Consider the following 21,653-nt stretch of genomic DNA (forward strand, 5'->3'; position numbering starts at 1 on the left):
TGATTGAAAATCGATGCGTCGCCACCTGGCCGCCATCCGTCTCCTACGGACTGTCCATGCCGAAAACTACCTCCGAATCCCCGCGCAAAACGGAAAGCGCACGCAAAGCCGAGCGTTCGTCGCTGTTCATCGGCTCGACCGAGAAGACGTTTCGCGTGCTGCACGCCTTCGACGGACCGAGCCGTCACATGACGCTAGGCGACATCGCGCGCGTAGCCGATCTCGATCGAAGCGCCACCCAGCGCGTCGTGCATACGCTGGAGGAACTCGGCTATCTCTATCGCGTGCCGGACACCCGAAATTACGGTCTCACCTCGAAGGTGCTGCAGTTTTCATACAACTACATTCGCGCCAATGAACTCGTCGACAAGGCGTCGCCCTATCTCCTCGAAATCAGCCGACAAATCGGCGAGACCACCAATCTCCAGGAGCTCGACGGCACTGAAATCGTGTTCGTCGCGCGCTTCCCGGGCCGTCACCTCGTCAATGTCGATATCGTCGTGGGTGCGCGCCTGCCAGCCATGTTCACCGCATCCGGTATCGCTATCCTGTCGCGCTTGCCCGAGGCGCAGGTCAAACGCATCCTCGCCCAGACGCGCCTTGAACCGATCACGCCCTACACCGAAATCAATCCCGACAAGCTGCTCGAACGCATCCGGCTCGCGACGCGACGCGGCTATGCCATCGTCGAGAACGAAACCGTGCTGGGCGACATCGCCGTGGCCGCGCCGATCACCGATCATGGTGGCACCGCAGTCGCCGCCATCAACATCGCCGTGCCCACCTCGCGCTGGTCGATCGAGCGCGCCGAAGCCGAACTCGCCAAACACATTCAGGTCGCCGCGACTTCCATTTCGAAGTCACGGCTTTCCACTTTCCGTCGCTGACGTAGCAGCGCCGCTCAGGCGGCAACCCCCGGCTCGAACAGGGCGAGCTGCTTCGCGAGCTCGGAACGCAGCTTCGTGGCCAGCGCGGCATCTGGCTTCACGAGCGGTGCGAGCATATGCGGCGCGTCGACGCCGATCAGATCCATCACTGCCTTCATGGGCCCCGGATTCGTCTCCGCGAACGCGAGATTCATGAGAGGAATCAGCGACCGATGCAATTCGAGCGCTTGCCCGATGCGGCCGTTCTCGACATGCTCCTGAATCTTGCGCCACGCGGTCGGCAACAGCGTCGCGGTCACGACGATGCCGCCGCGCGCGCCTGCCGCGAGGTGCATCGGGAACAGCGTGTCCTCGCCGCTCAGCACGGAGAACGATTCGTCGACGCCCGCCACCGTGCGCAGGAAGTGCCACATGTCCGTGTTGCATGCCTTCATGCCGATGATGCGTTCGTGACGAGACAGCTCGTGCAGCACCTCCGGCGCGATTGCAATGCGCGTGCGGTACGGAATTTCGTAGATCAGGATCGGCACCGGCGACTCGTCCGCATAGCGCAAGAAGTAGTCGCGAATGCCCTGCTGGGTCGGGTTCGTGTAGTACGGCGTTAGCACCAGCAGCCCGTCCGCGCCCGCGGCGGCGAACTCCTTGCCGGCCTGCAATGCGTCGTGATAGCCCGGGTCGAGCACGCCTGCGATCACCGGCACGTCGCCGTTGACTTCCTTGACCGACAACTCGGCCATGCGGATGCGTTCAGCACGCGGGAGCGCGCCGTATTCGCCAGTGCCGCCGAGCGGAACCAGACCGTCGATGCCCTGTTTGAGCAGGTAACGCAGCAGGTTGCGCGCGGCGTCGACGTCGATCGTGTCATCCGCATGGACCGGCGTCGGGATCGCGGGCAGGATGCCGCGCAGATTTTGTGAAGTGATCATTCAATCAATCTCTCAAGGAAAACCAGTCAGGAAGCCAGACTGCGGCGGCGCAGGCGGTCTGCAACCGCGATCAGCACCGAAATGAAGACAAACAAGCACGTCGAGACGGCAGCGATCACGGGCGAGATCTGCATGGTCGTCTCGTCCCAGAACTGCTTGGGGAGCGTCGTGCTCAAACCGCCCGAGGTGAACAGCGCAATCGTGAGTTCATCGAACGACGTGGCAAACGCGAACAGGAACGACGACATCAAACCCGCGCCGAGAATCGGGAACGTCACACGGCGCAGTGTCGTGAAGCGGCGTGCGCCCATGCTCTGCGCGGCGAGATCGAGACGCACGTCGTAGTTGCGCAGCACCGCCATCATCGTGATGACGACGTAGGGCACAGCCACGACCGTATGCGCGAGTATCAGCCCGAACGACGAGCCGACCAGGCCGATGCGGGCGAAGAAGTAGAACACCCCGACCGCCAGAATCATGCGCGGCACCACAATCGGCGCGAGCACGAAGGCCAGCATCGCCGCATTCCACTTGAGGCCGCCGCGCACGAGCAGGAACGCGGCGGGTGTACCAATCACCATCGAAAGCACGCCGGTGCCCACGCCGACCAAGAGCGACCGCGTGACGGCCTGCATCCAGAGCGGCGAATCCGCGACCTGCTGATACCACTGCAACGAGAAGCCGTGGGGCGGCCACGCGAGACCCGAGAGCGAGTCGAACGACAGCGGAATCATGAGGAACGCGGGCGCGCTCAAGAAGATCAGGATCAGCCAGACCACCGTGCGGAGCGAACGCTGCTTGTCGCCGCTCGCGCTGCGGCGTGGCGTAGGCACAATATGCAACACGGCGTCGGTCAGATTTCCGAGCGCGGTCAGCACGACGTCGCCGGCCTTTCGGCTCCAGCGGCGGCCGCTCTGCGGCGTGCCCGTCGTGGAGCTGCCGCCGGCCATCGTCGAAAGACCCACCATGCGGTCGTAGACCACGAACACCACCAGCACCACCACGAGCAACAGCACCGAGATCGCGCCAGCGAAGCGCCAGTTCAGCGCCTGCATCACCTGGTCGATGATGAGCTGCGTGATCATGGTCTGGCGACGGCCGCCGAGCAGCGCCGGTGTGATGAAGAAGCCGATCGCAGTGACGAACACCATCAGCGCCGACGACGCGACGCCCGGCAGCGAGAGCGGGAAATACACCTTCCAGAACACGGTGCCCGGGCGCGCGCCAAGCGTCGCCGCAGCGGTCGGCAGGCGACGGTCGATATTCTCCATCACTGAAAGCATCGTGAGGATCGCGAGCGGCATCAGCGCATGCACCATGCCGACGATCACGGCGGACAGGTTGTAGAGGAGATCGAGCGGCTGATCGATGATGCCGAGATGCATCAGCGTCCAGTTGATGACGCCGTTGCGCCCGAGCAGCACCACCCATGCGAACGTACGTACGAGAAAGCTGGTCCAGAACGACAGCAGCACCCAGTACAACACCTTGCTCTTGCGCTCGCGCGTGAGCGTCGAAATGAACAGCGCGACGGGATACGCGGTCAGCACTGAAAAGAACGTCGTGAGCAGCGAGATTTTCATCGTCACCCACAGCACTTCGATGTAGACGGGCGACGCGAACAGCCGTCGGTATTCGGTGAGCGAGAAGCCGCTGTCGTCGCGAATGCTCAGCAGCAGCAATTGCCCGACGGGGTAAATCAGGAACACCGACAGAAGCACGACGATCGGCGCGACCATCGCGGCGATGCGCAGCGCGCGGCGCCAGCGCAGCCGTTGCAGGCCAGTGCGGTTCGCCTCGGCGGGAACAGTGAGCGCGAAAGGATTCATGACTTACTCCGCAATCGCGACGGCATCGGACGCCGACCAGCGCAGGCGCAGCGCCTGGCCGATCTCGTATTGCTCGCCGAGCCGGTTGGTCGGGAACGCGGCGATCACTTCCGTGCCGCCGTTCACGGGCTCGATGGCCTGCAAATACAGCTTCGTCATGCCGCCGGTCACCATGATGTCGGTGAGCCGCGCCTGCATCGACTCCGCCTGGTTCGGCTGGTCCGCACCGATGTTGCCGGCTTCCACATGCAGGTTCTGCGGACGGATCATGATCCGCGCCTTGCTGCCGGGGCGCAGGCTGCCGTCGTACGCCATCGCGTGACCGCAGTGGCGCCCGCCGATGGCGATACCCACGCGTTCGTCGTCGCGCGACGACACCGTGGCGTCGAGCAGATTCGATTCGCCGAGGAAATCGGCCACAAACACGCTTTTGGGCCGAAAATACAGATCAGCAGGCGTGCCAAGTTGTGCGATCGCGCCGGCGTTCATTAGGCAGATGCGGTCCGACATCGTCATCGCCTCTTCCTGATCGTGTGTCACGTAGACGATCGTGGTGCCGAGGTCGCGGTGAATGCGCTTGATTTCGAGCTGCATGTGATCGCGCAGCTTCTTGTCGAGCGCGCCCAGGGGCTCGTCCATCAGGATGATCGACGGGCGATACACCATGCAACGCGCCAGCGCGATCCGCTGCTGCTGGCCACCGGACAGCTCGCGCGGATAACGCCCGGCCAAGTGCGGAAGATGCACCATCTCCAGTGCTTCGGCGACGCGCTTACGCGTCGCGGCGGCGTCGACCTTGCGCATCTGCAACGGGAACGCGATGTTTTCGCCCACCGTCATGTGCGGGAACAGCGCATAGTTCTGAAACACCATGCCGATGTCACGTTCGTACGGCGCGCCGTAGGTTACGTCGGTCCCGTTGATGTGAATGCTGCCGCTATCGGGATGCGACAGCCCCGCGATCAGGCTGAGCAAAGTGGTCTTGCCCGATCCGCTCGGCCCGAGCAAGGTCAGGAATTCGCCCTGGGCGACGTCGAGATCCGTCGGGGCAAGCGCGACGAAATCGCCGTAGCGTTTGCTGAGTCCGTTGACAGTGAGATTGGTAGCTGACATTGGCGTCGAAATCCGGAAAGTGCTGAAAGATCAGGAAAGAATCCAACGGTTGAATCGTTCCAGCGCAGTACTCTGGTTTTGCAGCCAGTACTTCGCGTCGATATGGACACCAGTCTTCATGTTGTCCGGAAAGGTCGGACAATTTTTCGCGACTTCGGGCTTCACATAATTGAACGCCGCAGGCAGTGTGAGGCCCGCCGGGAAGTAATCGACAAGTTGCGCCTGGCGCTTCGGATCGGTCGCGAACTTGATGAATTCGCGGCAGGCATTCGCGTTCGGCGTGCCCTTCAGGATCGCCCAGCTGTCACATCCCCAGATGTTCTGGTTCCAGACGATGGAAACCGGTGCACCGTTGGCCATCGCCGATTGCGCGCGCGACGCCCAGGTCGCGACCATCGCGACTTCGCCGGAGCCGAGCATCTGCTCAACCTGTGCGCCCGTCGTCCACCAGACATCGACGTGCTTCGAGATCTTGTCGAGGCTCGCGAACGCGCGGTCGAGATTGCAGGGATACACCTGGCCGGGCTGAACGCCCGACGCCATCAGCGCTTCCTCGATGGTGTCGAACGGATATTTGCGCATGGCGCGGCGACCCGGAAACTCGTTCACGTTCCAGAGATCGGCCCACGACGACGGCGCCTTGCGGCCCTTGAACGCATCGGTGCGATACGCCAGTACGGTCGCATACACGTTCGTGCCCACCGCGAACGGCGACATATATTGGCTGGGGACTTTCGATACGGCCGGATCGGCTTCGAGTCCGTGGCGCTCGAGATATTCCTTGCCGCCCGCCGTGAGCATCAGCACGGCCGGCTGGCTGATCTTCGCCATGTCCCAGGTGTAGCTGCCAGCGTCCACCATGCTCTTGATCTGCGCGGTCGGTTCCGCGTTCGCCTGCACGCCGACCACCTCGATGCCGGTCGCCTTGGCGAACGGCTCGTAGTAGACGGCCCGGTACGCCTTCGTATAGATCCCACCGTCGTCTCGAACGACGATGCGCTTGTTCGCTGCACGCGCCGGAGTCCAGACAAATGGAAACGCCGCCGACGCCGCACCGGCGGCCGCCAGTTTCATCACGCTTCGGCGTGCCGGATTTTCGATCGTGCAGTGCTCGGATTTCTTCGACTTCATCGTGAACTCCAAAGATTTGTACTACGTATTAATCATTGAACGCAGTAATCGACCGATTGACGAGCTGGCCTGCGCTCCGATCACATCCGCCAAGCTCAGGGAATGAGACGCCCCGGATTCATGAGATTGTTCGGGTCCAGCGCCTGCTTGATGGCGCGCATCGCGGCCAGTTCGACCGACGACTTGTAGTGCGCCATTTCGACGAGACCGGTTTCGCCGATGCCATGCTCCGCACTGAACGAACCGCCGAGCCGATGCGCCACGTCGTTGACGGCGCGACGCAGCGCACTGCCCATCGACGGCGCATCGGCCAGCGCTTGCCATGCCGAGAAGGAAAACATCGGGATGAAGTGAATATTGCCGTCACCCATGTGCCCGACGATCACCACGTCCAGATCTGGCGCGATCTCATGCACGGCGCGCGTGGCATCGTCGATGAAGGTCGGCACGGCGGAGATCGGCACCGAACAATCTGTCGTCAAGCCCACGCCCGCGCCCTTGTTTGCCTCGGTCACGCTGTGGCGCACTTCCCAGAGATTCGCGCGCTGCGCGTCGCTCATGGCGATGATCGCGTCCTCGATCAGATCCGCTTCTGCGGCTTCCTCGAGCGTGCGCTGCAGGATGGCCTCCATCTCCGCGCCATCGCGCGTATCCGACAATTCGACCAGTACGTGCCACGCATGCGTTTCCGCCAGCGGGTTGCGACGGTCCGACACGCGCTCGACCACGAGCTGCAATTGCCGCGCGTTCATCAATTCATAAGCAGACAGACGCGATCCACAGTTTGTCTGGAACATGCCGAGTACGCGCAGAGCCGCTTCGGGGCTGACCGGTGCAAACCACGCGAGCGCGTGGTGAGTGGGCAGCGGATGCAGCTTGAGCGTCGCGGCGGTGACGATGCCGAGCGTGCCTTCCGCACCAATGAACACCTGTTTGAGATCGATACCGGTATTGTCCTTACGCAGGCTACGCAGCCCGTTCCAGATGCTGCCGTCGGCGAGCACGACTTCCAAGCCGAGCACGTTGTCGCGCGTATTGCCGTAACGCAGCACGCTCGTGCCGCCCGCATTCGTCGACAGCGTGCCGCCTATCTGGCAGGAACCTTCCGCGCCCAGGCTCACGGGATACAGGCAATTGACCGCCGCCGCTTCGTCCTGCACGGTCTTCAGAATGCAACCGGCTTCGACTTCCATCGAGCGATTGGCGGCATCAAGCGCACGGATGCGCCGCATGCGCGCGAGGCTGACGATCACAGGTGCCGGACCCGCGCTGCGCGGCACTGCGCCACCGCACAGACTCGTGTTGCCGCCTTGCGGCAGGACCGACACGCCGTGCGCGGCGCACTGTCTGACGATGAAAGCGACCTGCTCCGTCGACGACGGATGCGCGACACACAGCGCGCGGCCCTTGTAACGCCCTCTAAAGTCCTCGACGAAGCCCGCCATGTCAGTTTCGGCGGTCAGCACCGCATCTGCGCCCAATTTCGCTTGTAGTGCTGCGATCAGTCCGACCTCGACTTCCATGTTCCATTCCTCGCCAGGTTGCACCGGTTGCCGTTGCCGCCGGTCAATTCATGTTGCGAAGGATAGGATCATCAAAATTGCAATGGAATACAAATAATCGCATTGCAATTGATTCGAGTGCAAACCCGTAGCGCTTCCGCTTGAATCAAGGGCGTATCCGGTGCAATTTGTCGCAACCCGAGCGTTTGTTCGTTGGTTTGGTCCTTGATGACGCGGGCGGGGTATGCGTCCTTTTCATGCGAAATGTGGCGACTTCAGGGTGCCGAGTTGCCTGCAGCCGGCCCTTGCCGCTATTGGGGTTGCACGCAATCGGCCTGTTCGCGAGCCCTCGATCTTTTATCTTTCTTCCGCGCTAACCGGCATTTTCTGGGCGATTCAGTCGGTTACGGTACTGCTAGCCGGCGCGGTGTCGCCCGCCTCGGCCAGCATCGTGAGCACGGCGGAGCGGATTTGCTCTTCGAGGCAGGATCTCGATCGACGATCGCCTCATATGCATGCGGAAGCCTAACCGAGCATGTGCATACCGGAATCGACATAGTGCGTGCCGCCCGTGATCGCCCGTGCGCCGTCGCTGGCAAGAAACGCGCAGAACGCACCGACGTCGTCGATGTCGAGCGCGTGATGCAGCGGTGCCCGGCGCGCGGTGTCGTCAAGCAGCCGGCCGAAGTCCGGCAGGCCCGACGCCGCGCGCGTCGGCAGCACGCCCGGCGAAATCGCGTTGACGCGAATGCCCGCGCCGCCGAGTTCGGCCGCCAGGTACCGCACGCTCGCCTCGAGCGCGGCCTTGACCGGCCCCATCACCCCGTAGTTCGCGACGACCTGCTCCGCGCCGAGATAGCTCATCGCCATCAGGCTCCCGCCGCGCGTCATCAACGGCTCGGCCAGCCTCGCCATCCGGATGAACGAGTGGCACGAGGTATCCATCGCGAGCGCGAACCCTTCCGGCGAACTGTCGACCACGCGGCCCTGCAGATCGGCCTTCGGCGCAAACGCGACCGAATGCAGCACGAAGTCGATCGCGCCCCATTGCGCCGCAAGCGCGTCGAACACCGCCGCCATCTGGTCCGGCCGCCCGACGTCGAGCGGCATCCGGATCGGCGCGTCGAGTTGCGCGAACAGCGGCTCGACGTGCGGCAAGGTCTTGTCCGACTGCCAGGTCACCGCGAGCGTGGCGCCTGCCCGGCAAAACGCGCGCGCGCATCCCCACGCGATGCTCCGCTCGTTCGCGATGCCGACGACGAGCCCCCGCTTGTGTCGCAATGTCATGTCGCCCCCCCGCCGGCCTAGCGTTGCGCCGCGATCCATCGCGCGATGTCGGGCCACACCGTCTTCAGCGTGCGCGTCCCCATGAACAGGCCGATATGGCCGCCCGGCACGAGCCGGCTCTCGATCCTCGACGCAGGCGTTCCGAGCAGATCGCGCGCGCCGAACACCTGCTCCGGCGTCGTGATGTCGTCGGCCTCGCCGGCGAGCAGATAGGCCGGGCATGCGATGTCCTTCAGGTCGAGCGTGCGCCCGAGCGCGACGAACGAGCCCTTCGCGAGCCGGTTCTCCTTGAAGATCTGCCCGATCGCCTGCAGGTACCAGCGTCCCGGCAGGTCGATCGGGCTTTCGTACCAGTTCGCGAACACCTCGCGCTTGCGCAGGTATTCGGGATCGTCGAGATGCTCGTACAGGTCGACGTGCTCGGCGAGATAGTGCTGGTCGGGATGCATGTTTTTCCAGCCGCGCAGCATGAAGCGTCCGCGCATCAGCCCGCCGCCCATCGCGACGAGTTCCTCGTAGAACGACGTCGGATACGTGTGCGCCATCTGCTTGATCGGGCCGTCGCCCGCGTCGGTGTCGATCGGCGAGCCTGCCAGCACGAGGCTCGCGACCTTGTGTGGGAAACGCGCCGCGTACATCGCGGACATCCAGCCGCCCTGACACAGGCCGACGAGATTCACGCGGCCGCCGAGTTCGTCGACGCACACGTTCAGCTCGGCCAGATACTGGTCGATCTCGAGGTCCTTCATGTCCTCGGTGGCCGAGCGCCAGTCGGTCAGGTACAGACGCGTCACGCCGTGCTCGCGCAGCGTCTGCATCAGGCTCTGCCCCGGCTGGTAGTCGGCGATCATCGCGCTGTGCCCCGCGTACGGCGCATCGACGATCGTCGGCAGCCCATGTGCCGGCGCGGACGAATAATCGCGGAACGTCATCGTCCGCAGCTCCAGCAACGGCCGGTTCGCCGATGCCAGCGCCGGATGCGCTTCGAAATGGAGCTTCTCCTCTTCCGAGAGGAAGCGGAGATTGCGCGCCGTGATCTCGGAGCCGGCCGCAAACATCGCCGTGGCGGCGGCCATCGGCCAGAAAATCGGCAGCGCGGGGGCGCTGACGGCAGGGGAAGACGTGTCGCGTGCTGTCATCGGAGGTCTCGCGAGGTCGGATACGGCGTGGAAGGGATTGCGTCGTCCAGCACGCGGCGCGTGTGCCGCGCGATCATCAGGTTCTCGTCGGTCGGGATCACGCGCACCGTCACGCGCGACGCGTCGCTCGAAATCACCGGCAGGCCGGCGGCGTTCGCCGCGTCGTCGAGCACGATGCCGAGCCACGCCGCGCGGCTGCAGATCCGTTCACGCACGCGCGGCGCGTGCTCGCCGATGCCTGCCGTGAACACGAGCGCGTCGAGGCCGCCGAGCACGCCGGCCAGCGCGGCGAGTTCGCGGGCCGCGCGATAGGCGAACAGCTCGACCGCGTGCGCGGCCGACGGCGCGTCGCTCGCGAGCAGCGTGCGCATGTCGCTCGACACGCCGGACACGCCGAGCAAGCCCGATTCGGCATAGATCAGATGCTCGACCTCGTCGAGCGACAGGCCGGCGTGACGCTGCAGGTACAGGATCACGCCCGGGTCCAGCGCGCCCGTGCGCGTGCCCATCGGCAGTCCGTCGACGGCCGTGAACCCCATCGTCGTCGCGACGCTGCGGCCGTTCGCGAGCGCACACAGGCTCGCGCCGTTGCCGAGGTGCGCGACGACCGTCCGTTGCCGCCCCCACGACGGATCGAGGGCCGCGAGCGCCGTCGCGATGTACTCGTACGACAGCCCGTGAAACCCGTAGCGCACGATGCCCTGCTCGGTCAGCGCGCGCGGCAGCGCGAACTCCCGTTCAAGCGCCGGTACCGTCGCATGGAACGCGGTGTCGAAACACGCGACCTGCGGCAGGTTCGGCGCCACGGCGGCAACCGCGCGGATCGCGTCGACGTGATGCGGCTGGTGCAGCGGCGCGAGCGGCGAAAGCGACGCGATCGCATCGAGCACGCGCGCATCGATCCGCACCGGCGCGGTGAAATACGGACCGCCATGCACGACCCGGTGCCCGACGCCGTCGAACGCGGCCTCTCGTCCGACATGAGCGGCGAACCACGTGTGCAGCGCCTCGATCGCGCCTTGATGCCCCGGTCGCGCGACGGCGCTGTCGGCGAGCACCTCGCCGTGCGCATCGGCCACGAACAGATGCGGTGTGCCATGCAGGTTCTCGACCTGCCCGTGCAGGCCCGCATCGAGCGAGCGATCCTCGTGCGTGTCGTAGACCGAGAACTTGAGGCTCGACGAGCCGGCGTTGAGCACCAGGACGGGATGTCGCATCGCGGCGCCGTCAGTGCGTGCCGGCCGCAACCGCCGGCGTGGCCACGGGCGCCGCCGCCGCCGCGACGAGCGCCGCGACCGCGCAGCTCGCCAGGCGCGTGCGTTCGCTGTCGGCGCGACTCGTCAGGATCACCGGCACGCGCGCGCCGAGCACGATGCCGGCCGCATCGGCATTCGCCAGGAACGTCAACTCCTTCGCGAGCATGTTGCCGGCCTCGAGGTCGGGCGCGACGAGGATGTCCGCATCGCCCGCGACCTCGGAACCGAGATGCTTGAGGCGCGCGGCCTCCGGGCTGATCGCGTTGTCGAACGCGAGGGGCCCGTCGAGCAGCGCGCCGGTGATCTGGCCGCGCTCGGCCATCTTGCACAGCGCGGCCGCGTCGAGCGTCGACGGCAGCTTCGAGCTGACCGTCTCGACCGCCGACAGGATCGCCACCTTCGGCCGGGCGATGCCGAGCGCGTGCGCGAGATCGATCGCGTTCTGCGCGATGTCGGCCTTCTGCTCGAGCGTCGGACGGATATTGACGGCCGCGTCGGTGATGAACAGCGGCTTGTGGTAAGTCGGCACGTCCATGATGAACACGTGGCTCAGGCGCCGCCCGGTGCGCAACCCCGTATCGGCGCGCACCACCTCCGCCAGCAACTCGTCGGTGTGCAGGCTGCCCTTCATCAGCGCCTGAGCGTCGCCCTCGCGCACCAGTTCGACGGCGCGTGCCGCCGACGCATGACTGTGCGGCGCATCCACGAGCCGATAGCCGGACAGGTCGACACCGAGCGTCGCGGCGAGCATCGTGATGCGCGCCACCGGGCCGACCAGGACCGGCACGACGATACCGGCCCGAGCGGCTGCGGCCGCCGCATGCAGCGATACCTCGTCGCAAGGATGCGCGACCGCGACCGTCACCGGGCGTAACGCGCGGCAACGCGCAATCAGCGCTTCGTATTTCTGATGCGTACGCAACTCGGTCATCGACTGCCCCTTTGCAAGGATCACGTGAACGGATTCTGGTGCGGGACCGGGCGACGTCGTTTGATTTCAGTCAATCGTTTCAGGTGAAGTCCCGATAGCATGAAGCCGCACGATGACATCCGGATGGCCCCGACGCCCCTCCCTGACATGCACATACGCGAAATCCGCTCGAAGATCGCCAGTACCTCGTCCACGCGCAAGATCACCAAGGCGATGGAAATGATGGCGCGCACCAAGATGGCGAGCGCGCAGCGACGCGCGCGTGAGTTCCGCCCGTACGCGGCGCGCATCGGCGCGATGGCGGAACGCGTGCTGCGCGACCGTCCCGACTACGTATCGGCGCTGATGGCGCGACGCGATACCGTGCGCCGCGTCGGCCTGATCGTCGTCAGCACCGATCGCGGGCTGTGCGGCCCGCTCAATGCGCGGCTGCTGGTCGAATGCGTGGATGCGCTCGAACGCTGGGACCGGGCCGGCGTCGCATGCGAACTGAGCGTGATCGGCGCGCGCGGCATCGCGCCGCTGCTGCGCCACGGCGCGACCATCACGGCGCGCGCGAGCGGCCTGGCCGCCGAGCCGCACTTCGAGCAGTTGCTCGGAGCGCTGCTCGTGCCGCTGACCGCGTTCGTCAACGGCGAGCTCGACGAAGTGCACGTCGCGTACAACCGGCTGACGAGCCCGCTCGCGTACGAACCGCGCATCGATGCGATGCTGCCGATCGCGGGGCTCGACACCAGCGCGCCGACCGACGGCGCGGCCGCGTCCGATTATCTGTACGAGCCCGCGCCCAAACCCGTCGTCGACACGTTGCTGCTGCGCTACGTCGAGGCGATGCTCTATCAGGCCGTCGTCGAGAACTACGCGTGCGAGCAATGCGCGCGGATGTTCAGCATGCAGACCGCGACTGACAACGCCGACCGCGTGTTGCGCGAACTGAGGCACCTGTACCAGAAGACGCGACAGGCGCAGATCACCACCGAGCTGTGCGAAATCGTCGCCGGCGCGGCGGCGGTCTGAAGGAGTCCCATGAAGACGTCGATGAGGCTCGACATCGTGAGCGTGGAAGCGGTGCTGTATGCCGGCGACGCGCATTTCGTCGTCGTTCCGGGGGAAAGCGGAGAACTGGGGATCTATCCGCATCACGCGCCGCTGCTCACGCGGATCCGGCCGGGCGTCGTGATGCTCGTCGATGCGCCGACCGGCGAGCATCGCCGTCTCCTCGTCGCGGGCGGTGTGCTGGAGGTCAGCCGCGACGGCGTGACGCTGATCGCCGATCACGCATTGCGCACGCCCGAACTCGACGATCTGCGCGCACGCGAAGCGCGGCATGCGGCCGACGACTGGCGCCAGCGCTACGCGCACGAAAACCGGCGCGCGTTCGATTTCGCGTCGGCCCGCACGGAATTGATGGATGAGATCCGGCGCTTCTTCGCGCTGGCACTGCGGCAACCCGCATCGCGGGAGTGAGTTGACCTGACGGCAGTAGTGAGAAGCACGGCATCGCAATTGGACGGGATTTTTCCATCGCCCGCCATTATTTTTGTTTTGGACCTTGGTCCGCGAAAGTCTCCCCGCCCTTTCTCGACGCTGGAGCAGCCCGAACAGCCCGAGCGGGTCTGCATGAAGACGCAGCGCGAAAACGCCGTTCGCAGGGGTGTCGATTTCCGCCGAATCCCGGCCCGGAACGGCCGCCGCCCGGCTCACGCGTGCGGCAACGCATCCGCTTCGTCTGCCAGCCTGCCGAGCGGCACGAAAATGTAGCCCTTCCCGCGCACGGTGCGAATGTAGCGATAATCGCCGACCGCCTGCTCGACCAGGTTGCGCAGCCGGAAGATCAGCACGTCGAGCCCGCGCTCGGAGCGCCCGGCCACGCTCAGCCCCAGCAGCGCGAGAATCTCCGCGCGCGACAGGACGCGCATCGGCTGCGAGATGAACAGCGCGAGCAGCGCGAATTCGCTGGCACGCAGCCCGAGGTCCTGTCCCGCGCGGGTGGCGCGCCGCGTGACGAAATTCACCTCGATGTCGCCGAATGCGTACGATTCGGGATTCACCGGCGCGCGCACCGACACGGGACGGTTCGGCGCGTAGCGGCGCATCGCGCTGCGCACGCGTGCGATCAGTTCCATCGGGTCGAACGGCTCCACCAGATAGTCGTCCGCGCCGATTTCGAGCGCAACGACCTTGTCGAGCACCTGCGCGTCGCGGCTGATCACGATCACCGGCATGTCGTGACCGGCGCGCCGCAGCGCACCGAGCGCCATGTAGAACGTCGTGGCCGGCCGTTCGACCCGCATCACGATCAGGGTGGGCGGCGTGGCCGTCACGTGCGCCAGCAGCCGCGACGCGTCGTCGAGCGCCGACGTGGCGATCTGGCAGCCGCGCAGGAGCGCGCGGATCCGGTCGCCCATGCGCGGATCGGGCTCTACGACAAGAACGTGGGTGGCCATGGAAAATCGTCCAGCACGACGGCCCGCACGGCGTATCGCGACGTCACGCCGGCCCGCCTTCCGGCCGGAACGGCCGGGCGCGGCCTGCACGAACCCGCGAACGTGCGGCGCAGCCAACTACACATGCATGCAGCAATCGAGACTCGTCAGTAGATAGCTCAGGCTCTTGCGGATCGACGCCTCGACGTCCCGCACGTCGCGGGCCGCGGGCGACTGGCCGAGCAGCGTCGCGACGATGTCGAGCGCTTCCCACGGATGCCGGTCGTCGTAGTCGGCATGCAGTTTGAGCCAGCGCATCGCGCGATGCCGCACGGCCGGGTCGAACTGCCGTTCATACGGCGATGCGCACAGCAACGCGCTCCACTCGCCGGTCACGCCTTCGATCGCGTAGTTGGTCGCGGCGATGCTCGGCGCGAGCGCGTCGGCGCTGCTGCTTTTCCAGCACCAGTGGCTCAGCGCGAATCCGTCCAGCGGCGCATCGCCGTGCAGCAGCATGTCGATCGTCACGCCCGATTCCGCAGCCCAGTTGGCCCAGTGATCGACGTGGTTCTGCTCGACGCGGATATTGCGGATCAGATAGCGTCGCGCCTTCTCGTCGCCGCGCGACCGATAGGCCGCGGTCTTCACCAGGTTCATCGCCATGTATTCCGGAAACTGGCTGACCACCGCCCAGCCGGTCACGAAGAACGCGCGCAGTTGCGACGCGCACAGCGTCCCGCCGCTCATCGCCGCGAACACCGGATGCGCTCGGACACGGGCCTTCAGCTCGTCGGTCGCGCCGACCACGTCGCGCAGCCAGGCCGGATAGTTCGTCAGGTCCATCAGGTCGCCGGTCAGTTCAAATGGAGCACTCATGCGTTCGTTCCTCGCTTGGTTCAATGGAATCCCCCTTCCTGCCAGGGTGCGGGGCGGCTGAAGTAGTAGCCCTGGCAATAGTCGACGCCCAGCGCGCGAAGCATCTCGGCCGTCGCCTCGTCCTCGACGTGCTCGGCGACGGTGCGGTACTGCATCACGTGAGCGATGTCGTTGATGGCGGACGCGATGCCGCGCTTGACGCTGTCGGACGTCATGGTCGCCACGAGGCCGCCGTCGATCTTCAGGTAGTCGATCGGCAACTGGCGCAGATACGAGAACGACGACATGCCGGCGCCGAAGTCGTCGAGCGCGAAGCGGCAGCCGAGGTCGCGCAGCTCGTGCATAAAACGCGACGCGACCTCCAGGTTGCGGACCGCGCTCGTCTCCGTGATTTCGAAGCACAGCAGCGTCGGGTCCAGCCCCGACGCCGACAGCTCGGCGATCGCGAACTCCACGAAGCGCTCGTCGGTGATCGACATCGCCGACAGGTTCACGTTGTATTCGACGTACTGGCGCCGTTCGAGCCGCGCGAGCCGCCGGATCACGTTACGCACGACCCAGCGGTCGATCATCGTCATGTGGCCGTAGCGCTCGGCGGCCGGCAGGAAGACCGGCGAGATCAGCTTGCCGTCGGCGTCCGGGATGCGCAGCAGGATCTCCGCGCGCTCCTGCGCGCCGTGCGCCGGCTGGATCGGCACGATGCGTTGCGCATACAACTGGAACGAATTCGTTTCGAGTGCCGTCTTCACGCGGCGGCTCCACTGCATGTGGTACGCCTGGCGTCCCGAGTTCATGTCGCGCGAATCCGCGACGTGCACGCGGTTGCGGCCGCGGTCCTTCGCGATGTAGCACGCGATGTCGGCCATCTGCATCGCCTTCTCGACGCTCTCGGGCCGACAGGCGAGATCCAGCACGCCGATGCTCACGCTGATCTTGAACGGCTCGCCCTCCCACAGGAACGTGAAATCCTCGAGACACGCGCGGATGCGCTCGGCCTTGCCGTCGTCCGGCGAGCCGTTGCGGCCGGCCGGCAACAGGATGCCGAATTCGTCGCCGCCCAGCCGGCCGAACACGTCGTCGTCCGCGAGACAGCGCGCGAACACCGCGGTCGCGTCGCGCAGCAGCGCATCGCCGGCCGCGTGCCCGCACACGTCGTTGACTTCCTTGAATCCGTCCAGGTCGAGAACCATCAACATGCCGCCGCCGCGGTGGGTCAACGCGTCGCCCAGGCGCTGTTCGAACGCGGTGCGATTGATCAGACCGGTCAGCGCATCGTGCGACGCCTGCCAGGTCAGTTTCTCGATCAACTGGTATTCACGCGTCATGTCGCGCAGGATCAGCACGTAACCGACGCAGCGGCCCGCGGCGTTGTCCATTCTCGACAGCGATGCGCGCACCGACACCGCCGCGCCGCACACGCGGATCAGGTCGAGATCGCGGGTGAACGTGTGATCGCCGCTGTTGCTGAGCGACGCGAGCAGCTTGATCGACATGCCGGTCGACGTATCGATCAGGTCGAGCACGTCGTTGATCGGCTTGCCGACACACAGCCGCGACGGCGCGCCGAGCAGCTGCTCGGCCGCCGGATTGACGGTCTCGATGCTGCGCGTGAGGCCGATCGTGACGATCGCATCGGCCACCGAGCGCAGCGCCGCTTCCGCGAACGCCTGGCTACGGTCCAGCTCGGTCTGCATCGACGCCTGCTGGCGCTGCGCGCGGCTCGCCCATCGCACCGACAGCAGGACGATCAGCAGCGAGGCCGCGACGTACGACAGGAACAGCTGGATGACGGCCGAACGGAATTCGGCGCTCAGTTCGTCGGAAAAGCGTTTCGGCAGCGGCTCGATGTGCGAGTTGAAGTCCCAGACCGCGCGGTTCAGGCGGCTCGTGCGTCGAACGTCGTCCGCCTGCACGGACGCGCGCAGCGCGTTCGCGATCGCGCGCAGGTTGACCAGTTGCCGGTCCGCGTCCTCCCAGTATTGCAACGCGGCGTTCAGGCGCGCGAAGCTGCTCAGGATCGGATAGAACCACACCACCGCGACCGCATCGACGGGATTGATGCCCGCGTCGATCAGCGCCTGGCGCGCCGCGCGGTGGTCCGGCGGCACGCTGATCATCGCGCGGCGGGCGACGCCGAGAAACGTGAGGGTGCGGTCAACCGCCAGGTAATCGTCGAACAGCTTTTCGTCACCGGTCTGTCCGTAGCGGGTCAGCAGGATGATCTCGTCCTTCTGCGCCTTCGACCAGCTGCTTTCGCCGCCGACGTACACGCGCAGCGACATGATCACGATCAGGCTGACCGCGACGAACCCGGCCAGCGCGACGATCACGACGACGATCGGCAGGATGCCGAGCGCCGGACTCCATGGCCACACGTGAAACGAGCTGCGCTGACTCTGGAGCTTCGAAATGTTTTCCATACCTGATTGACTGCTTTTCTGATTCTTCTCGATACCGCCGGCCAGCCGCGTCGCGACGCGTCTTGCGCCCGGACCTCGCCCCTTCCCTGCGCGCGCCGCGCCGGCGCACACGCCGTCGCGGCGGCACGCCGGTGCCGGCCGCGCGGCAGGAGGCTGCGGCCACTAGGTCGTCCGGACGCGTCGCGACAGCCCGACACCGGCCCCGGTACCGGCATCGATCGCGAGAATGCGGCGCGTTTCGTCGCGGATGACCCGATGGCAGTCGCAGCCCTGCCCTTCGAGACGGGCGAGATCCGTCAGCACGATGGCGCCGCGATGCTGATGGATCAGGCCGAGCTCGTGGAGCTGTCGCACGGTATCCGTGATGGTCTCGCGGCGCACGCCCAGCATCTGCCCCAAAGTGCCGTGCGTGACCGGGATTTCGATGCTGCGTGAGCGCTCGTAGGCGATCAGCAGCCAGCGGCCCACCTGATGTCGCATCACGTGATGGCGGCTGCAGAACATGACCTGCGACGCCTGCGCCAGCACCAGCTGCATCCGCACGAAGACCTGCCGCCTGATCGCCGCCGATGCATCGCACGCGTCGACGAAGCGGCGCGCATGCAGCCGATACGCGAATCCGCCGTGATAGACGACGACGCGGCGCTGCATCGTGCTGCCGATCACGTCGTCGCACACGATGCCTTCGCGGCCGATCTCCGTCACGCCGAGCGTCGTCTTGCCGCCTGTCGTGTATTGAAGCGAAATACCCGCCGTCACCGGGAAATAGACGGCCTCCAGATTCTCGCCGGCGTCGCACAGCAGCTGGCCGGTCTTGAGATTCGAAAGCATCAAATGAGGCGCCAATTCCGCGCGGCTAATTCCGTCGAGCGCAGACAGGAATTGATTGGCACCAAGCGCATGCGGCAACTCGATGACATTGTCGGCCTGATGTATCACGGTGCACCTCGTACGTTGTATTGCTGCCCCTCGGCCACCGAATCTTCATGCAGCGTTAAAACGAACCGGTTTTCCGGTTTTGCCGTTTTCCTTACGGTCTAATTAAACAAAAAGGTATCACGCAGCCCTGTCGTTCGCGCCACTCCGGCTTTGTTACATGAAGTAATTTGACAGTTTCAGGCATTGCCAGAAGATATTTGCATGGTCAATCAATTATCGGAGATTTAAATACCGCCCTTGAAAAGACACTTTCCCGGAGAATCATTGAAAATTCCGAATAGTGGCCAATGCAACGAAATGCAGTTAATTCTGAAAATAAAAATCATTCCTCCATCGAAATAATGCGGACTGAGTGACATATCCCACACTTCTCCAACGGAGAACGTGGAAGATCCATGACGGCGCCTGCCCGGGATGCCGTCGCCGGGCGGCTATCGCGCGCGCTGGCGAGCGGTGATGTCCGCGCTGTCCGCGTCCAGCGACGCTGCGCGCAGTGCGTCCGCCGGATCCGGAAAATCGCGCTGCAGCAATTGCGCGAGCTGGGCATCGCGCGCATCGGGCCCAAGCTGCTGCGCGGCGAGCCGCTCACGTTCGGCCGCATGGTCGCGATAGCGCGCCTGCCACGCATCGTCGTCCTGCCGCAGCCGTACGACGCGTGCGGCGACGTCGGCGCCGAGCTGCGCACGCAGCGCATCGGGCGTCGCGCGCTGCGCGTCGAGCCGTGCAACCGTCGCGACCGCCTCGCGCTGCCGCGCGAGCCGCTCATGCGCATCGCGCATGTCCGGCGGCAACGACTGGTCGAGCGCCACAATGCGTTCGCGCTTCTGCGCGTCGCTCAATGCCGGGTCGCGCGCAATCCGGATCCGGTCGAGGTCGTCGTGCTGCTGCCGGAACTCGTCGGCGAAGAACGGCGCGCTCCAGTCGCCGAGCCAGCGGCTCGCGAGTGCCGCCCGTCGCTCGAGCTGGCCCGCGAGCGCGTCCGGATCGATACGCATGCCGGGCTGCACGGCGCCCGGCTGCGCATCGAGCGCGGCGAGACACGCGCGATAGCGCGGCCACAGGTCGAGCGCTTCGCGCTGTGCCTGCCCGCCGATCGGCTGCGCGGCGACCTCCCGCGCAACCAGCGCGTCGAGCGCGTCCGGCGTCAGGTCGTGCTGCGCGAGCAGGAAGTAATCGAAGAATTCCCGCACCGCACGCCGTTTCGCGAGACGCCCGTCCGGCCCGAGCGGCAGGCGCGGCGCGCGCGAACCCGCCAGCGACGCGGGCGGCGCGACGTCGGACGCGGCAGGCACGGGCCGCGGCACCGCCGCGTCGGACACCACGACGCGCGCGGCAGGCAGCGCAGCGGCTTGCGGCGACGCCGCCGGCCGGTCGAGCGCATGCCATACCGCCGCGGCCGCGAGCACGCCGACGGCGCCATGGAGCACGGTGCGAGACAGCATCGTCCGGACCGTCATCGCTCAAACGCCCTGCAGCTTCAGCCGGTTCGCATGCACGCGCAGCGCGGCGACCGGATCTTCCGCATACGCGCCGCGGATGCCGAGCAACTGATTGATCGCGTCGAAGTGATTCCAGTGGTAGCGCGTCGAGATCACCGTGCCGAACAACGAACTGCAGGTCGACGTGAAGCCGTCGTTCGGCCCCGCGCCGGCCAGCGCCATCACGTTGCCGGCCGTCAGGAACACGAGCGTCGACGGATCCAGCAGATTCGCCGGATCGATCACCGGAATCACGCTGGTATCGACGGCGCCCGTCACGATGCCGAGCAGCGACACCGGCTGATATGCGGCGCCGCTCCATGAATACAGCAGGTGTACGTTGCCGCCGATCGTCTCGGTCGGCGCGCCGGTGCGACAGGCACCGGCGCCGAGGCCGGGGCTCGGGAACAGCTGGTTGAACCGCGTGGTTCGCGCCGTGCCGAGTGCGTCGAGCGCGGCGATCGCATCCTGGTTCGTGTTGTGCGTGTCGCTGGTCAGGATGCCGAACAGGTTCAGCAGCGCACCGAACACCGGCGTCGAGATGCCCGTCGGGTCGAGCTTCAGCGCGGCGAGCACGAAGTCGGCGAACTGCGAGCCGCGGTGCGGCGTCGCGATCGTCGTGACCGACGCGACGAGCGCGGGCGCGACCGACGCCACGTAGCGCGACGTCAGCCCGCCCTGGCTGTGTCCGATCAGGTTCACCTTGGCCGCGCCCGTGACCGCCAGCACCTGCTTCACATAGGCGAGCAGTTGCTCGCCGCGCCCGTTCGGGCCGAGGTCGCTCTGGAACCCCGACAGGTCGGCGACGTAGACCGTCGCGCCATGCCGCTGCAGGTCTGCCTGCATCCCGTACCAGTACGGCACCACGCCGAAATAGTCGTCGGTGCCGGTCAGGCCGTGCACGAGAATGATCGGATAGCGGGTCGCTGCATAGTCGTCGAGCGCGGCGCCGGCCGCTGTCTGCGCACGCGCCGCGGGTGCGGCCAGGCCAACGCCGGCGAGCAGCGCGGCAGCGGCCAGGAACCGCGCGCACGCGCGCGCAAGGCGTCGCAGCGGCACGGCGCGCCGAGCGATATCGATGTCGATGTCATGCATGCGCGTTCCCCATGGTTGCGTGAGCGGCCACGCGCCGCTGCCACGCGATGAACAACGGCGCGCCGACGACTTCGAGCACCGTGAAGCCGACGAACGGCGGCCACGGCAGCCCGAGCGTCGCGAGCGAAATCAGCCGTCCGATGCCGCCGAGGAAGATCATCGTCCACAGCGTCGCGAACAGCCGCCCCTGGCGCTCGATCCCCGGAATCACCGAGAACGCCGCGAGGCCGAGCCCGAGCCAGACGCCCGCGTAGAAGCGCAGGTTGCCGTCCAGCGTCGCGTCGGCCGGCAGTGCGAGGCCGAGCGACGCGTACAGCGGATCGTGGATGCCCATCATGCCGAGCACCCCGGTGATCGACGGGACCAGCGCAAGCACGGCGGTCGCCGTCTGAAGCGCGCGTTTGCTCATTCGAAACCT

General features: G+C 66.0%; 19 protein-coding genes. 3 read left to right on the plus strand and 16 right to left on the minus strand.

Annotated elements, in window-relative coordinates; genetic code table 11:
* Nucleotides 1–56: 56 nt before the first annotated feature.
* A complete protein-coding gene (locus AC1VVG_RS32810; protein WP_034190081.1) occupies nucleotides 57–887 on the plus strand; it encodes an IclR family transcriptional regulator in 831 nt (276 codons plus the stop codon).
* 14 nt (nucleotides 888–901) lie between these two features.
* Here AC1VVG_RS32810 and dapA read toward each other — a convergent pair whose 3' ends face one another.
* The 9 genes from dapA to AC1VVG_RS32855 all read right to left on the minus strand — a co-directional run bounded on the left by dapA (nucleotide 902) and on the right by AC1VVG_RS32855 (nucleotide 12,001).
* A complete protein-coding gene (gene dapA, locus AC1VVG_RS32815) occupies nucleotides 902–1,813 on the minus strand; it encodes a 4-hydroxy-tetrahydrodipicolinate synthase (protein ID WP_049028609.1) in 912 nt (303 codons plus the stop codon).
* A 26-nt stretch (nucleotides 1,814–1,839) separates the two neighbouring features.
* Nucleotides 1,840–3,642 (minus strand): ABC transporter permease subunit, encoded by a 1,803-nt coding sequence (locus AC1VVG_RS32820; protein ID WP_185732804.1) that lies wholly within the window; start codon nucleotides 3,640–3,642, stop codon nucleotides 1,840–1,842.
* 3 nt (nucleotides 3,643–3,645) lie between these two features.
* Entirely contained in the window at nucleotides 3,646–4,755 is a 1,110-nt protein-coding gene (locus AC1VVG_RS32825; protein WP_034190079.1) for an ABC transporter ATP-binding protein, read from the minus strand.
* A gap of 30 nt (nucleotides 4,756–4,785) precedes the next feature.
* Nucleotides 4,786–5,886: an ABC transporter substrate-binding protein gene (locus AC1VVG_RS32830; RefSeq protein ID WP_473375730.1), complete on the minus strand. Its 1,101-nt coding sequence runs from the start codon at nucleotides 5,884–5,886 to the stop codon at nucleotides 4,786–4,788.
* 95 nt (nucleotides 5,887–5,981) lie between these two features.
* Nucleotides 5,982–7,409, minus strand: a complete 1,428-nt coding sequence (locus AC1VVG_RS32835; protein ID WP_049032567.1) for an FAD-binding oxidoreductase — start codon at nucleotides 7,407–7,409, stop codon at nucleotides 5,982–5,984.
* A 504-nt stretch (nucleotides 7,410–7,913) separates the two neighbouring features.
* Nucleotides 7,914–8,675, minus strand: coding sequence for an enoyl-ACP reductase FabI (fabI, locus tag AC1VVG_RS32840; RefSeq protein ID WP_034190077.1), 762 nt, complete (start codon nucleotides 8,673–8,675; stop codon nucleotides 7,914–7,916).
* 17 nt (nucleotides 8,676–8,692) lie between these two features.
* The gene (locus AC1VVG_RS32845; RefSeq protein ID WP_049032569.1) at nucleotides 8,693–9,814 is read right to left on the minus strand and encodes an alpha/beta fold hydrolase; all 1,122 of its coding nucleotides are present in this window, start codon (nucleotides 9,812–9,814) and stop codon (nucleotides 8,693–8,695) included.
* A complete protein-coding gene (locus tag AC1VVG_RS32850; RefSeq protein WP_482837502.1) occupies nucleotides 9,811–11,031 on the minus strand; it encodes an acetate/propionate family kinase in 1,221 nt (406 codons plus the stop codon). Before AC1VVG_RS32850 ends, AC1VVG_RS32845 begins: the two co-directional genes overlap by 4 nt.
* Nucleotides 11,032–11,041: 10 nt before the next feature.
* The gene (locus AC1VVG_RS32855) at nucleotides 11,042–12,001 is read right to left on the minus strand and encodes a phosphate acetyltransferase (RefSeq protein WP_059561045.1); all 960 of its coding nucleotides are present in this window, start codon (nucleotides 11,999–12,001) and stop codon (nucleotides 11,042–11,044) included.
* Nucleotides 12,002–12,148: 147 nt separating this feature from the next.
* On the opposite strand from AC1VVG_RS32855, the gene atpG reads away from it, so the two are divergent.
* Nucleotides 12,149–13,018 (plus strand): ATP synthase F1 subunit gamma, encoded by an 870-nt coding sequence (atpG, locus tag AC1VVG_RS32860; protein WP_059561356.1) that lies wholly within the window; start codon nucleotides 12,149–12,151, stop codon nucleotides 13,016–13,018.
* Nucleotides 13,019–13,027: 9 nt separating this feature from the next.
* Entirely contained in the window at nucleotides 13,028–13,468 is a 441-nt protein-coding gene (atpC, locus tag AC1VVG_RS32865; RefSeq protein WP_034190073.1) for an ATP synthase F1 subunit epsilon, read from the plus strand.
* A 233-nt stretch (nucleotides 13,469–13,701) separates the two neighbouring features.
* Here the strand turns inward: atpC and AC1VVG_RS32870 are convergent, their stop codons facing one another.
* From AC1VVG_RS32870 to AC1VVG_RS32900, 7 genes are all read right to left on the minus strand, one after another.
* Entirely contained in the window at nucleotides 13,702–14,448 is a 747-nt protein-coding gene (locus AC1VVG_RS32870; protein WP_034190072.1) for a response regulator transcription factor, read from the minus strand.
* 117 nt (nucleotides 14,449–14,565) lie between these two features.
* Complete coding sequence (locus tag AC1VVG_RS32875; protein WP_482837503.1) at nucleotides 14,566–15,303, minus strand: iron-containing redox enzyme family protein; 738 nt, start codon at nucleotides 15,301–15,303, stop codon at nucleotides 14,566–14,568.
* 20 nt (nucleotides 15,304–15,323) lie between these two features.
* A complete protein-coding gene (locus AC1VVG_RS32880) occupies nucleotides 15,324–17,723 on the minus strand; it encodes a putative bifunctional diguanylate cyclase/phosphodiesterase (RefSeq protein WP_034190070.1) in 2,400 nt (799 codons plus the stop codon).
* A gap of 162 nt (nucleotides 17,724–17,885) precedes the next feature.
* A complete protein-coding gene (locus AC1VVG_RS32885) occupies nucleotides 17,886–18,662 on the minus strand; it encodes a Crp/Fnr family transcriptional regulator (protein ID WP_049033390.1) in 777 nt (258 codons plus the stop codon).
* Between the two features lie 431 nt (nucleotides 18,663–19,093).
* Nucleotides 19,094–20,104 carry a lipase secretion chaperone gene (locus AC1VVG_RS32890; RefSeq protein ID WP_226103831.1) on the minus strand — a complete coding sequence of 337 codons (1,011 nt, stop codon included), beginning with the start codon at nucleotides 20,102–20,104 and terminating at the stop codon, nucleotides 19,094–19,096.
* Nucleotides 20,105–20,122: 18 nt separating this feature from the next.
* The gene (locus tag AC1VVG_RS32895) at nucleotides 20,123–21,235 is read right to left on the minus strand and encodes an esterase/lipase family protein (RefSeq protein WP_080287901.1); all 1,113 of its coding nucleotides are present in this window, start codon (nucleotides 21,233–21,235) and stop codon (nucleotides 20,123–20,125) included.
* Nucleotides 21,228–21,644 carry a DUF4345 domain-containing protein gene (locus AC1VVG_RS32900; RefSeq protein ID WP_059561056.1) on the minus strand — a complete coding sequence of 139 codons (417 nt, stop codon included), beginning with the start codon at nucleotides 21,642–21,644 and terminating at the stop codon, nucleotides 21,228–21,230. The genes AC1VVG_RS32895 and AC1VVG_RS32900 overlap by 8 nt, the downstream gene beginning before the upstream one ends.
* Nucleotides 21,645–21,653 lie beyond the last annotated feature (9 nt).

The organism is Burkholderia sp. L-4 (genome assembly GCF_056856535.1).